This is a genomic window from Vibrio sp. YMD68, from assembly GCF_029958905.1.
In the GTDB taxonomy this organism is placed as follows: Bacteria; Pseudomonadota; Gammaproteobacteria; order Enterobacterales; family Vibrionaceae; genus Vibrio.
The window spans coordinates 1,300,762-1,314,813 of the sequence record NZ_CP124614.1; the positions used below are offsets into that span (position 1 = coordinate 1,300,762).

13 protein-coding genes are annotated in these 14,052 nt (G+C 42.2%); 5 read left to right on the forward strand and 8 right to left on the reverse strand.

Annotated features, from left to right (window positions below; translation table 11 throughout):
• Nucleotides 1–3: 3 nt before the first annotated feature.
• The 5 genes from QF117_RS12105 to QF117_RS12125 form a co-directional block, all read right to left on the reverse strand.
• Nucleotides 4–858 carry a MurR/RpiR family transcriptional regulator gene (locus tag QF117_RS12105; protein WP_017033787.1) on the reverse strand — a complete coding sequence of 285 codons (855 nt, stop codon included), beginning with the start codon at nucleotides 856–858 and terminating at the stop codon, nucleotides 4–6.
• Nucleotides 859–1,139: 281 nt separating this feature from the next.
• A complete protein-coding gene (gene panP, locus QF117_RS12110; RefSeq protein ID WP_282389149.1) occupies nucleotides 1,140–2,804 on the reverse strand; it encodes a pyridoxal-dependent aspartate 1-decarboxylase PanP in 1,665 nt (554 codons plus the stop codon).
• A 131-nt stretch (nucleotides 2,805–2,935) separates the two neighbouring features.
• Complete coding sequence (locus QF117_RS12115; RefSeq protein ID WP_282389150.1) at nucleotides 2,936–3,448, reverse strand: hypothetical protein; 513 nt, start codon at nucleotides 3,446–3,448, stop codon at nucleotides 2,936–2,938.
• Between the two features lie 89 nt (nucleotides 3,449–3,537).
• Nucleotides 3,538–4,443, reverse strand: a complete 906-nt coding sequence (locus QF117_RS12120) for a lysine exporter LysO family protein (protein WP_282389151.1) — start codon at nucleotides 4,441–4,443, stop codon at nucleotides 3,538–3,540.
• Between the two features lie 64 nt (nucleotides 4,444–4,507).
• Complete coding sequence (locus tag QF117_RS12125; protein WP_282389152.1) at nucleotides 4,508–5,431, reverse strand: HDOD domain-containing protein; 924 nt, start codon at nucleotides 5,429–5,431, stop codon at nucleotides 4,508–4,510.
• 347 nt (nucleotides 5,432–5,778) lie between these two features.
• On the opposite strand from QF117_RS12125, the gene QF117_RS12130 reads away from it, so the two are divergent.
• Nucleotides 5,779–6,366, forward strand: coding sequence for a TfoX/Sxy family DNA transformation protein (locus tag QF117_RS12130; RefSeq protein ID WP_282389153.1), 588 nt, complete (start codon nucleotides 5,779–5,781; stop codon nucleotides 6,364–6,366).
• Between the two features lie 158 nt (nucleotides 6,367–6,524).
• Here QF117_RS12130 and QF117_RS12135 read toward each other — a convergent pair whose 3' ends face one another.
• The 3 genes from QF117_RS12135 to QF117_RS12145 form a co-directional block, all read right to left on the reverse strand.
• On the reverse strand, nucleotides 6,525–7,064 hold the full coding sequence (locus QF117_RS12135; protein WP_282389154.1) for a hypothetical protein: 540 nt from the start codon (nucleotides 7,062–7,064) through the stop codon (nucleotides 6,525–6,527).
• A 170-nt stretch (nucleotides 7,065–7,234) separates the two neighbouring features.
• On the reverse strand, nucleotides 7,235–7,732 hold the full coding sequence (locus QF117_RS12140) for a response regulator (RefSeq protein WP_282389155.1): 498 nt from the start codon (nucleotides 7,730–7,732) through the stop codon (nucleotides 7,235–7,237).
• Nucleotides 7,733–7,734: 2 nt separating this feature from the next.
• Nucleotides 7,735–9,699, reverse strand: coding sequence for an ATP-binding protein (locus tag QF117_RS12145; protein ID WP_282389156.1), 1,965 nt, complete (start codon nucleotides 9,697–9,699; stop codon nucleotides 7,735–7,737).
• A 174-nt stretch (nucleotides 9,700–9,873) separates the two neighbouring features.
• Here QF117_RS12145 and QF117_RS12150 point away from each other — a divergent pair, with 174 nt between their 5' ends.
• From QF117_RS12150 to QF117_RS12165, 4 genes are all read left to right on the forward strand, one after another.
• The gene (locus tag QF117_RS12150; RefSeq protein ID WP_282389158.1) at nucleotides 9,874–11,136 is read left to right on the forward strand and encodes a DUF945 family protein; all 1,263 of its coding nucleotides are present in this window, start codon (nucleotides 9,874–9,876) and stop codon (nucleotides 11,134–11,136) included.
• Nucleotides 11,137–11,271: 135 nt separating this feature from the next.
• Nucleotides 11,272–12,366 carry a 3-phosphoserine/phosphohydroxythreonine transaminase gene (serC, locus tag QF117_RS12155; protein ID WP_282389159.1) on the forward strand — a complete coding sequence of 365 codons (1,095 nt, stop codon included), beginning with the start codon at nucleotides 11,272–11,274 and terminating at the stop codon, nucleotides 12,364–12,366.
• Nucleotides 12,367–12,646: 280 nt separating this feature from the next.
• Nucleotides 12,647–13,396, forward strand: coding sequence for a hypothetical protein (locus tag QF117_RS12160; protein WP_282389160.1), 750 nt, complete (start codon nucleotides 12,647–12,649; stop codon nucleotides 13,394–13,396).
• Between the two features lie 34 nt (nucleotides 13,397–13,430).
• The gene (locus tag QF117_RS12165) at nucleotides 13,431–13,799 is read left to right on the forward strand and encodes a response regulator (protein WP_282389161.1); all 369 of its coding nucleotides are present in this window, start codon (nucleotides 13,431–13,433) and stop codon (nucleotides 13,797–13,799) included.
• The last annotated feature ends 253 nt before the right edge of the window (nucleotides 13,800–14,052 follow it).

Here is a 14,052-nt window from a genome sequence, read left to right on the forward strand (position 1 = left end):
ATTTTAATACTGATTCATCTTATCAAATCGAGAATCTTTTAACGCGTCTTTTACGCGCTTGAGGTTTTCTCTAAATCCTGTCCCACGACGTAGCGTGAATCCGGTTGCGAGCACATCAATCACCGTCATTTGTACCACTCGGCTTGCCATTGGCATGTACACATCAGTGTCTTCAGGTACATCCAATGTAATTGATAGAGAGCTAGCTTTATCAAGAGGGGAGTCTTTCGCCGTAATTGAGATGACGGTAGCACCGTTCTCACGCGCCAAGTGAGCAATCTCAACCTGACTTTTAGTACGCCCAGTATGTGAAATCAGGACAATCACGTCATTGTCCGAGCTATTGATGCAACTCATACGTTGCATAACGATATCTTCAAAACACGTAATCGGGATATTAAAACGAATGAACTTGTTTTGCGCGTCTTTTGCAACGGCTGAAGAAGCGCCTAAACCAAAGAAAGAGATACGTTTAGCTTGAGTTAAAAGGTCAACCGCGCGATTAATTTGCATCGCATCAAGGCTATTCTTTGCAACGTCAAGGCAAGCCATCGTAGACTCGAAAATCTTATGGGTATAAGCATCTGGGCCATCATCTTCTTCGACGTTACGATTGACGTAAGGTGTACCGTTAGCGAGGCTTTGAGCTAAATGCAGCTTAAAGTCAGGAAAACCTTTCGTGTCTAGTCGACGACAGAAGCGGTTAACTGTTGGCTCACTTACGTCCGCCATTTTTGCAAGCGTAGCAATACTAGAGTGGATCGCTATTTGTGGGGAAGCCATAATCACTTCGGCCACTTTACGCTCAGATTTGCTAAAATTTTCTAGGTTCTTTTGAATTTTTTCTAATGTGTTCATAGTGTTCACGAGGGCTAGAGAACAACTCGCTGATCATCTTGCTATTAAGGGTCGAATTGTAACGGTCACAACCAAAATAATAGATCAGCGCCATAGGACGAGTATAAACCTAAGCAAAAGGTTTACCTGCGGGCAATTGGTGAGAATATGACAAACCTCAAACTAAATTTCAATTTTTAAAGGAAATTTGAACGAAAATTGAAATTTTGTGCTTTAACACAATCAATTCTGACACTGTAGTTACATTAAGTAGAAAGAAATTTTCACTTTTCAAACTAGCACTAGGTAGTTTGACATATTTGCTCGGTCAATAGTTTGATTTCATTCATTAAAAAAGGCGCTTTGTTCGCGATTTCTCTTTGCTCGAAGAGAATAGCGTTCAAAATGTCATACGTTGTTAATGGATTAGCGAGCACAACACGAAAAACAATAGTGTCTAGGTGATTGAGCTCTTTTGGGTTTAACTGAGTTCGAGATACGAACGACTTACCGGTTTCCCGCTGCCTTTTCTGAATGAACTTGGTTAACTCATTCAGCAGTGAATTAAGCTGCTCTGCCTGTTCATGATTAGTCGGTTCTTGGTTTGCAATTTCTAATGCCTGTTTTACGAACTCAGGTACGTAGCGATAGGTAAGAAGACACAGCTCTGGTTTTGAAATAAGTTGAAAATCAGGCTGAGCATCAATAAGGTCGGCAAAATACTGGGCTTTTTCGATGCTTTGGTCGATAAGCAGTTCGTACCCTGGTCTGCTGATGATGTGCATACTGGCATAAACCAGCATAGCCATACCAGAGCGAGATCCCTCCAGTGTATGTGTCCCTAAATCTTTCGAGCCTTTTCGTAGAATATACTGCGCGTGATGTTCAATCGAGCGCATTGCATCTGGATTTTTAAACAGAACCATACCTGCGCCCATTGGAATATACAGTTGCTTGTGAGCATCAATGGTCACTGAGTCGGCGAGTTCAATACCGTCGAGCAATTGGCGGTAATTGTTCGACATTAACGTTGCGCCACCCCATGCCGCATCAACGTGAAAATGGCACTGCTCTTGCTGACAAATTTCGGCAATCGCTTTGAGAGGATCGACATTGCCTGTTTCTGTCGTGCCTGCGACACCGACGACCGCGAAAGGCTTAATATTCTGTTGTTTAAGTTGAGCAAATTTGTCTTTTAAATCGCGGGTGCACAAGCGATTATTTTCGTCTGTTTTTACTGAAACGATACTTTGGCGGCCCACACCCAGTGTGTCGGCTGCTTTTTTAAGAGAGTAATGACCACGGTCAGAAACTAGGATTGCGAGCCCTTCGTAGCCATAGTGTTTCATTGCGTTAAACAAGCCCTCTTTTTCGACCCCTTCAAAGTCACCTTGCGCTTTTAAGGCATTATTTCGAGCCACCCAAAGTGCAGTAATATTGGCTATAGTCCCACCTGAGCAAAATGCCCCAAGAGAGTGACCTGCACTGTGCATCCAACGAGAGTAAAAAGTGTCATCTTGGTTGTATATGAGGCGATGCAGCATGCCCAACACTTGACGCTCAAGAGGGGTAAATGCTTTAGAGGTTTCAATTTTAACCAGATTTTGATTAAGCGCGATCATGATTTTCGACAGAGGCATCAGAAAGTAGGGAAGCGCTGATGTCATGTGTCCGATGAAGCTGGGTGCAGAAGTATGAACCGATTGCGCCACTAACGTATCGAGCAAGTGTTGGGTATGATCGGAAACGAATTCCGGTTGTTCAGGAATGGCAGGATTAGAAAAGTCCTTTTCAATGTCTCTTAAAGGTTTCTCTTCGGCAACGATATGCTCTCGCAAAAATTGGTTGAGGTTCCTAGAAAGGCCCTCTTCGATTTTTGTTAGCGTTGAATCTGGCCCTTCTGGCACAGTAAAAATACGAAGTAAACTATCAAAGTTTACATCAACAGTTTTCTGTTCTGATCCCATACAACTTCGTTTATTCAATCTAGTTTACATTGCGAACGGCACAATCTAAACCAAAACGAAACCAATGTCCCGTCTTAATTTAGAGTGCGTATTTTTCCATCATAAATGGCTGGAATGACGTCTAATAACGGTTATTTACAATCCATTTCTTCAAGTTTTGCTATAGAACGATTGTATTTCTGTAAAACATTATCTATTTGCTTTGGGTGACTCAATAGGTCAGCGAACGCGGAACGAAGTTGATAATTTTTCTCATGAGGTGCATTTTGACGGTCGGAAAATGTTAACTGAGCGGCTTCGCCTAACGCATCATCTCGCTGTGTAAGCGCTTTAATGTCCGCTTGATCAAGCTGAAGCCAGCTTTCAATAGACTGTGCCGTTGAAAGTTTAGCCGCATCATTGCCTAAATAGTAATGGACAGCCGCTCGGTTGAGCTCAAAATGGTTTTTTCGACCTTCTAAGAACCATTGACTCGCTTCCTTTAGATCAGGGTAGCGCTCAGAGGTGAGATCTGAAAGGTCTTGGTACCAAGCTAGAGACGCGTCGATATAGGCATCGTACTTGTCGCTTAAACACTGGGTGTTGTTAGCAAAGACTGAGCTTGATGAAAGAGTTAATAATGCAGCAATCACTATGTGTTTCATAATACGTCCTTTTTTACACACTTTTTTGTTCTTATTGGGCTTTCTTTATCGTTGTCGTTAGTTGGCGTTGATGAATTATCAGTTTGATTTTACGCAGCTAATGACACAAAGAACAGCATGAGTATTGGAACCAGTAAGCTAAGAATAAATCCGCTGACGATGGCGATAGGCACACACTTTACACCACCCGTGGCTTGAATGACAGGTAACGTAAAATCCATCGCCGTTGCACCCGCATAGCCGATGGCGGTACAAGGTTTTACTCTGATCAATACAGGGATCATGATCAATGCGACTAGTTCTCTTAATAGTTCTAGCATAAACGATGCACCACCGTAGACTGGGCCGAATGCGTCGCCCATGAGAATGCCGGCCAAAGAGTACCAACCAAATCCTGAAGCCATGGCTAATCCTTTGTAAACATCGATATCCAAAATATACGCTGATAACAAACCGCCAATGAGCGAGCTGATCACAATAATGAGTGCGATGAGCATCCCCTGTTTATTGATTAGGATTTGTCTAAGGGTTAAACCGCTGTTTCTAAGCTGAATTCCAATGAAAAAGAGTAATAAAAATAGTATCCATTCACTTGCGGTATCAACCCAATGAAGACTCATTACACCCAATAAACCTATAAATAGTCCACCACCAACCACAAGGATCAACTTGGCTGATTCGAGAGCCATAAGAGCCAGCGGTAAATTTGAAGAAGTGTTGCTGGCATTAATTGGAAATAGCCGATCGATAACTGGCAATGTGGCTAGGTTACACAAACCAATGCAGAGAAAAAACGTCGCGGTGAACTTGATGATGAGCTGTAGGTTTTCGCCTAGGTTATCAAGAGCAGCCAAGCTCAGCCCCATTAAGAATAAAATGACGTAGATAAGATACGAGGTCATTTTGTTTAATAGGTGTAAGGTTTTTTCTTTCGATATCGAAATTAGATACCCCACCACCAGTGGGGCAAAGATAAAGATCATCCCTGAGAACATTAAAAATCCTGTTGTGACTCGGTTGTATAGCGAATGTATCGTTAAATGCTATGCGGTGATAAGGCTACAGACCACTTGCTACAATGACTTCGCTTATCTGATTATTAAAGTCAAAATCGCTTAGGTTGGTTAATTTGTACAATACATCGGCGCCTGTTGTATCAATTTCAACAAAATGCTCATCCAGTTCGTCATCTTTTCTACGGAACAGGAGAGTATGGTGAGCAATTCGGGCGATGTCTAGATAGCTCAATGGACTTTCTACATTAGGGGTGTGATTTTGGTTGCTAGAAACACTGATAAAGTCGTGGTCAAATCCCCAGCTTGATAGCACCAGTTGACTTGAAGCCGCACATTGTGAATCAAAGATTCGTAGTGCGATATCTATATCAAGGTAGTTGCCATTCTCTAGGTACTGATGGTACTCATTAACCATACAAAACAGGCCTATGTCAGCAAGTAACCCGGATAACAGCGCTTTTTCTACTTCAACGTAATTATAAACTTTGGGTTGAGCTTCTTTAAACGCTTTAGCAACCATAACCATGGTCGCCGCGAGTTCCCGTGAAGTTGCTGCGCTCTTCACTAGAATTTTATTGCATCGCTTACTTAAGCTGACGGTATGCTTTAATTGCTCAATCGCTTGCGCTGTGACAATGTCTCGCACACGCAAGATACCTAAACGAGATACCGCAGTAAAAAGATCGGTACAGGTAATGTTTCGTCGGTTAAAAATAACTGAATTTGCAACACGAATTACTACAGCAGCAAGCCCTGGGTCTTCGAGAAGACAGTCTGCAATATCAATAATCTCAGTTGTTTCTTGAGTACAAAGGGACTGAATGCGTAAAACGACTTCTGGAATAGGGGGTAAGGTTATTTTGCCAGTGCTCACTGAATGAGCAATAAGTTCGGAAAATTCGCTCTCTATACTTTTAACGAGAGCCTCCTTATTGTCAGGAAGCCAATAAAAAGATAAATGATTCATAGCCAGTCACCAAAGAAATATGGCTTACAGTGTAACTAAATGCTGAGTAGATTAGCAACAACTTACATAATTAGAATCTGTCTGCATTAGCGCTGGTATGAGCAATGTGTATCATGTTGAATATAAAAGACTGTAAGTGTGATTTCCCTCTCACAAAATCGACTTTTTTATTGAAATGATGTGAAGTTTGAACAGACTTATTTTTCGTCGTTAACTATCATTTCCCTACTAACTAAGGCGAACTCAAATTTAATTATAATATCAGCCTTAGAGCAAAAAATATTTCGCTAAAAAGCTGCTATCTGGTGATCACAAATAATCGGGGTAACACATGATTAGAAGGATCAATGGATATGACAGAACAATTATTTATGGATTATGTGGGCGATTTCGGTTCTTTTCAGAAACGTTCAATGTTTGGTGGCATCGGCTTATTTAAAAATGAAGCGATGTTTGCTCTACTCAGTAACGGTAGAATTTTCATTCGTGGCGGAGATCAACTCGATTCAAGGCTTAACGAACTCGGTTGTGAAAAATACCGTCATGTGAAAAAGCAAACGACAGCAACAGTAAACTACTACGATATAACTCAAATTTTCGCCGACAAAGGTGACGCTATTTACGAGATCGTAAGTGAGTCTATTAAATTGTCTGTGGATCAGCGTAAGTTCCAAAAATCGTCTGCGAGTCGACGCCTGAGAGACTTACCTAACATGCAGTTGACACTAGAACGCATGGTTAAAAAGGCAGGCATCGAGGACGTAGAAACATTCATGCAATTAGGCGCTTCGGCGGTGTTTTCTAAAGTGAGAACCGCGTACGGAACCGATGTTGACGTTAAATTGTTATGGAAATTTGCAGGTGCAGTTGAAGGTATTCATTGGAAATTAATTCAAGAGCCTCGTAAACGTCAATTGTTGGAAAGCTGCCAGTAGTTATTTTCTATCAATTAAAAAGAAAGCCGCCGTGGTACTCCAGGGCGGCTTTTTTATAATCGAGTAGCAGTGAATAAAGTGTTGATACTCTTTAAGTGGTAACCGTTCATTTCTATTACAGCGATCAGACTAGACGGTTCAGCACTCAATTAAAGAGTTTAATACTTGAATCTTGCGGTCAGAATCGCTTGATCGCCATATGCGTCGTTGATACGGATCTCTGCTCCCACAGAAAAAAGCTCTGTTGAATGGAAACGAATGTGAGCAGAGCCTAGCCAGTCTTCTTTTTTGTCGATTGAAACGTAACCCGCTTTACCACCGACTTCAAGTTGAGGACCTAACCATTGGCGAATACCCAGGTTAACTTCGATTCCAGTATCTGTGCTACCTAAATCTTGCATACGAAACAGCATCTCACCGGTAAAATCAGCCCAATTGTTGACTGGTGCGTGAAATCCAAAACCAGCAGCAGCGTCATAGTCACCCTCAAATTCCGAGTCGATACGTCCGATAAAGTGGGCGTTTGGATGAATGGTTTTGCTGACGGCAGCGCCGAAAGTCACGGGGCTTGCGCCAATACGAGCTTCAAAATAATCGTAACTGAAGTTACTCATTACTGAAGGGCTATTAGGGTCAGTCTCTGCAAAGGCCTGACCTGATGCGAGCAATAAAGCTGTTGCAATGATTTTTTTATGCATAGTTACGATGAACCTATTCCTAGTTATTTCCGTTGTCCTAAGCAGTGTAACCGCTATGACTATGATATATCACGACATGATAATGCATCCTTGCTTATTGGCACTAACAAAAAATGTCATTCTTTTGTCGTTTAACCAAAAACTAAGCAATTTAAGTGCCTAAAAACGCACTATTCTCCAAAGCTAATGCGATTCTTAGCGATAGCATTGAAGATTTTCTCTGTATCTAAAACCGAGGCCCATGGCATGAGATCGGGTTCATTCTCTATCATAAATGCAGTGAGTTGAGCGATCAGAACTTTTCTCAGTTCGTCTCCATTCCATGGCTTGGCAACAAAGTAATCAAGGCTAGAGTGATTAACGGCTTCCACCGTGTCATCGAGCCCTGCTTGGCCAGTGAGCAATACTTTTTTACTGGCACTGGTTTGCTCATCACCGTTCAGTTCAATCAAAAAATTAATGCCGGTTTGTTCTGGCATGATGTGATCACAAAGTATCAGCGCGAGTGTTGTCTGTTCCGTTGCACACTCTGACAGAATGTTCTTCGCTTCCGCGACGGACTCTGCCGCTTCAACAATAAAGTGCGCCTCAAAACAGTCCAAATCTTGCATGACGCTGTCTAAAACATCGCGTTCATCATCAACACATAGAATGAGATATTTGTTCATGGTTACTCCTTGTCGCCGTGTAGTGGGCAGTGAATAGGAAGCCAGACCGCCATTCGAGTAAATTCATTTGGAACGGATTCAACCTCAATTCTGCCATTGTGTTGATTTACTATCTGCTGGCAAACAGATAATCCAATCCCTAGTCCAAAGTTGCCTTCTTTCTTAGTGGTAAAATTTAAAGTAAAGATTTGTTCTTGTAGCTCAGGGCTAATGCCCGCCCCGTTGTCTTCAAAACAGATAACAACCCAGTGTTGGTCTTCGATTGACTCTATAGATGTGTGAATTTTGAGTTCTCCAGGCATTGGGAGAGCATCAATGGCATTGGATATGAGATTTGTCCAGACTTGTTGTAAAGCAATCGGCTGGCAATAAAGTTTTGGAAGCTCACAATACTCTTTGATAACCGTATGGCGTTTTAGCTTATTTTCAAAGATCACCAGCGTATCTTCTATCCCTTCATAGATGTTCGCCGAATGAAAACATTCATCATCAGGTCGAGCGTACCCTTTGAGGCTTTTGACCATATCTGCAATTCTATGCGCACAAACCCCGATAGAGCGAAGCGTGCTGCCGGTTAAATGGTAAAGGTCGTATTGATTCACCAGCTCAAGCGCATGCTCAGGGTTATGTTTGGCGAGCGAGATGAGTTCCTGATCATTGTCGAGACGGAGTTTAACCAATTTTTTGGCCAGTAAGCGGTGTTTTATCTCACTCTCCAGCAACTTAGATTTAGCTCGTTCTTCAGACGTCGAGGTGGGGGTTGATATCAATGCTTGGTCCAAAATTGCCTTGCCTTTTTTGTTAGGCGTCGTTATCTCGTTAGACGTACGTATTGACCCCAGTTCCAATAATTGATCAAGTTTACTCGTCAGTGTTTCTGTTCCTCGCAAAATTGCTGCAATTGGGTTATTGAGTTCATGGGCAACCCCAGCAACGAGTTGACCTAACATCGCCATCTTCTCTTTTTCGATCAGTTGCTGGTGTGCCGTTTCGAGTGATTCTAAGGTTTTTTGCAGTTCAAGTTTTGTGTTGATACTGCGTTGCAATCGGCGATTAAAGTGGCGCAGTAATAAGTTGGTAAACAGTGGTAAAAGATGTGTGTTGGAATGCATCACCTTGGTGAAAATATCGCGGTCCAACTTGATCACTTTTGTTTTGGTCAGGGTAATTGCCGTGGAAAAGGACAACTCACCGGTGACAAATGACATTCCCCCAACAATATTCCCCTTATCGTGACGAACCACTTCTCGCTGTTGGCCGAGTTCATCTTTTTTATACAGGGCGACTTTCCCTTCAGTGATAAACCATAAGAATCGATTTTCTTCCCCTTCTTTGGTTAATAGGTGATCGGCGGAATAGGTCCGACAGGCATTACTGTCGTCTTCTTGAAGAAAGAACGCTTCTAATGCTGAGATCACCTGTTCTGCTAGCTCGGTATCGGACAACCTGTGATGGTCCGAAATAAAGCCTTCTTGGTAGCTTTTCATCTTCGCGTCGATATGAGCGCGAAGTAAGTGCTGTTGATCTAAAATAAGACTATAGGAGAGGAGGTTATCGGTATCTTGTTCGATGACAAAAGTCGTGAGTTCTTTTTTGACGGTTTTATAGACTAAGTTGTCTTGCAGCGGTTTGGTTAAACAGTGATCCAAACGACCTTCATTAACCGCAGACAAAATCGCCTGTATGTCTTGCCCACAACTTAAGAGGATTTTTCTCGCGCTTTTGGTATGGGCAGATTTATCCAGTTGAATTAAAAATTCAGCGCCATTAAATTCAGAATGGTGACTAGCGATGACAAGCGCGACCGTTTGGTCTTGCTGCTTACAAAACTCTAAGGTGCAGTGTGCGTCTTCAATACTATCTACTGCATGGATATCGAATCGTGTTGCAAAGTGGCTAAGCTCAGTACGCAGTTGTTCTACGCTTATAGGGTTGTTGTCAAGATACAAGAGCGCAAATGAATTCACGAATTTCTCACAGGTAAACGGAACTATGAAAACTGTATCAATTATCAATCTATCGGTTTGAGAGCTAGGTTTTAGAAATTTGCTCTTAACAAAAATAAAAGCAATACTCTGATTTAACTCAAACTTTCTACTGTATAAAAACGGGCCAAATAACCAATGGAATCCCAACAATCTATGAAACAATTAAAAAAAATCGGCGCGATTAGTGGTGCTGTACTCCTTGTATTGTGCTGGCCACTTGCTGTTGGTCAAATAGGCCAAAGGGTTATTACTGATGGGGTTGCACATTTAGGTAACGATTTGGTTAGCGCAGAAATCATCGAGTATGATCGTGGTTATTTAAATTCAACCGTTCAAACTCGATATGTGCTGAATGATGCTGATATGATTGCTCAGTTTGAAGCCGATGGTCTGCCGACAGAGTTTGTGGTCAACAGTGCGGTCAAGCATGGCTTACTAAGTTTGGATGCGCATTCGTCACTAACGGGAAGTGAATTTCCGTTGACGGTGGATACCGTTACTCAGTTAAACGGGAATACCGATTATACGGTGAATTTGGCAAACTGGTATTATCGAACTCAAGGTGCAGATGAATTGGCCATCTCGGTATCTCCTTCTACCATCACTGGCAATATTACCGTGTTGGGGCAGGTTGCTTACCAACTCGATATGCCTTCAATCGAACTGGATTTTTCAACCGGTGAAAAGTTGATATTGACGGATGTCGTGGGGCAAGGCGAGGGCAAAAATGAAAGTGGATTTTGGTTAGGCAATCAATCGATGTCGATTGAGAAGTTTACGATTTCTGATACCACTGCGATGCAGACATCATTTGAAATAGAGAAAGGCCAGTATCAATTTACCTCTGCGTTTAATAATGAACAAAGTCGATTGACCAGCAACCACAAAGTTGCGATGGGGAGCCTATTTACGCCCGATGGCTCGGTAGATGATTTTAGCCTCGATTTTTCGATGGGTGACATTGATAGCGTTGCTTTTGAAAGATTAATGTCTCTGTATCAAAGTAATCCAATCATGACAGAAGAAGAGATAGCAGAGGCGATTCCCTATGTCGATTCTCTTTTCTCCCAAGGCTTTTATCTAGCAATGAATAAGATGTCATTGAAAGTGGGCGAAGGTGAATTTGAGTCGATGTGGAAGCTCTCTGTGCCACAGGGAACCGACCAGGTTTCACAAGATCCAACCAAAATATTACCCGCTCTAACGGGGGATATCAGCACCTATTTTTCCAATCAACTGGTTATGGATTTCCCATTTATTAAGCAGGGCATTGATGAAGCGGTTGTGATGGAAATTATTGAACAAACCGAACAGGGTTACCAGATTAAAGCAGAACTAAAAGATGCCAATGTAGTATTTGAAAGTGGGCAGGAAATTCCTTTAATGTCGCTATTGCTGCCAATGTTGATGCAATAAATGAGTCGATAACGAGCAATAGAATAATAAAAGAGCTTGAAAGAGCTCTTTTGTCACTTTTTATCCTTAAAAAAACGTGCTATTAATCACAGTTAGTATCTACAAAGCATTTTGAAATTAGGAGCAAGGACACTCATGCAGCCCAACACGGATAACATTTTTAATTTTAGTGCTGGCCCAGCGGCTTTACCGAAGGCCGTGATGAAACAGGCTCAAGCCGAGTTTATTGATTGGAACAATTTAGGCACCTCGGTGATGGAAATCAGCCATCGCAGTAAAGCATTTATCAAAGTTGCGGAAGAAGCCGAGCAAGATTTAAGAGATCTGCTAGCGATTCCTTCCAATTATAAAGTGCTGTTTTGCCAAGGTGGCGCAAGAGCTCAGTTTGCCGCTATCCCTATGAACTTGTTAGGCAGTAAAACAACAGCAACGTACATTGATGCGGGTTACTGGGCAGAGAGCGCCATAACTGAAGCCAAGAAATATTGTCAACCTGATGTCTTTGTGGCTAAAACGTTGAAAGATGACCAAGTGGCGGTTGTGGATGCTCGAGATTGGAAGATTAGCGAAGCAGCAGCGTATGTTCACTTCTGCCCTAACGAAACCATCGATGGTATAGAAATCAATGATCTACCCGTGACGGATAAACCCATCGTTGCGGATATGTCATCAACGATACTATCGCGTGAGATTGACGTTTCAAAATACGGTGTGATTTACGCAGGTGCTCAGAAGAATATTGGTCCCGCTGGTCTTTGCATTGTGATCGTTAGAGACGATTTATTAGATCTTGCAACCAGCGTATTACCGAGTGTATTGAATTACAAAGTACTGGCAGAAAAAGAGTCAATGTTTAATACACCGCCAACATTTGCTTGGTATCTGTCGGGTCTCGTTTTTAAATGGTTAAAACAGCAAGGTGGCGTTAAAGCGCTTGAGAGCGTTAACCGAGAAAAAGCGGCGTTATTGTATCACTGCATCGATGATTCTAACTTCTATCAAAATAACGTTCATCCTGATAATCGCTCGTTGATGAATATTCCTTTTCAACTGAGTAAGCCAGATTTAGATAGCGTGTTTCTAGAGCGTGCTGAGCAACGCGGTTTAGTGGCGCTAAAAGGGCACCGAGCTGTGGGTGGCATGAGAGCATCGCTGTATAACGCAATGCCGATAGAAGGTGTTCAAGCACTAGTCGAGCTGATGAAAGAGTTTGAAGCAGAATTCGCTTAACAGCATTAGGCGGCATTTCCACGCAATTTTAATCGCGGTAAGTGGTGTCTGGCGAGGAGTGACTCGATAGCTTTCACTTCTTCCGCTATAAGCAGCACATTAACAAGCAGCGCATCAACGATACAGTACGATGTAATATTTAAGGCCTAGTCATAATTAATGACTAGGCCTTTTTGTTGTTCCCTGTCTTTGTCCGAGGGTAATTTCACCGTTTTTTACTGCAAGCTGCTGAATTTGAACTAGGCTATTTACTAGATTGTAAATAAAAGGGAAAGAGTGAGTGGGCAGTATTCGAGTTATCTTGCAAGTCATCACTGGAGTCTTTATCACGCTGCTACTGCTGTTTGGTTTGGCGTGGAAGACCATACTTGCAACCTTGCTCGTTAGTGTATTCTTTATTTGGTGTCATCAGCGTCAAACCCCCAACGACACAAGCCCCGTTTCCAAGAGCCCCGAGCACAACAACTCCAGTCACAGCAGTCAAGAAAACAGAAGTCAAGACAACACCAGTCAGGGCCATAAGAGCGATAATCATCAAAATCACAGCTACCAAGAAGCGGTAGCTTCCATGCAAAATCACCTACTTCCGAAGCTCAATAAACAATTAGAAATTTCATACCAAGACTCCCATGAATCGATCAATCAAATAACCCATCGGTTCGTCAAGTTGAGCCAACTGGTCAAAAACAGAAACGAAATTGACTCCTCTTTCATGGACACGGACTCCAAGGCGACGGACTGCAATGAATTGACAGAAGAGAAACAGCTTTTAGAAAAAGACATGAACCGAGCTTACAACGAATTGATGGAGCTGCTCCAGCACGGCGATAGAAACTTGCAACGGCAAGCGGGTGTCATGGAGTTATTTGGATTGCTCATTAAAGAATTACGAGCACTCGATTTTAAGGGAGAAGGGTGGGATGAAGCATTACTGGATAGTGAATTTAATAGAATCATTAATCGAACCGAGCTCGCGATGATAAAAAAGCGTAGCGAGAGCGAATCCGATGAAGGCGTGACCTATTTCTAGTGGAGAAGCCAATTTTAATGGGAGAAATTAAGCAATGAAAAAAACAATACTGATTGTTGATGATTCTGAATCGCTTCGACAAGTAGTAAGCATCGCGCTTGGGGGAGCGGGTTATGAAATCTTGGAGGCGAAAGATGGGGTTGATGGTTTAAAGAAACTGAATGGCGTAAGAGTACATCTGATTATTAGCGATGTGAATATGCCTAACATGGATGGGATTGATTTCGTCAAACAGGTCAAAACCTTAGATAAGTACAAGTTCACACCAATCATAATGTTAACGACGGAAAATCAAGAGTATCTCAAAGAAGAAAGTAGAAAGGCGGGGGCAAAAGCTTGGATGGTCAAGCCATTTAAGCCTGACCAGATGTTACAAGCAGTCTCAAAGCTACTGTCAGTTTAAAAGGGCAAATGGATGGACGTAAACGTTTATGTTGACAGCGCCGAGCGGAACTTAAAACACCATGTATTTTTAACTTAAAACGTTAATTGATCCGAAACTACCCGAAATAAAGCGGGATATAGCGAAACGAGCGAGGTGATTTTTGTCGTGAATTATTTAATGTTAGTGCGTAACAAAATCTATAAAGGCGCATAATTGCGCCCTGATTTGAGGTGATGTTTCGATTCACTTTTGTGCATATGCCGTTACTCAA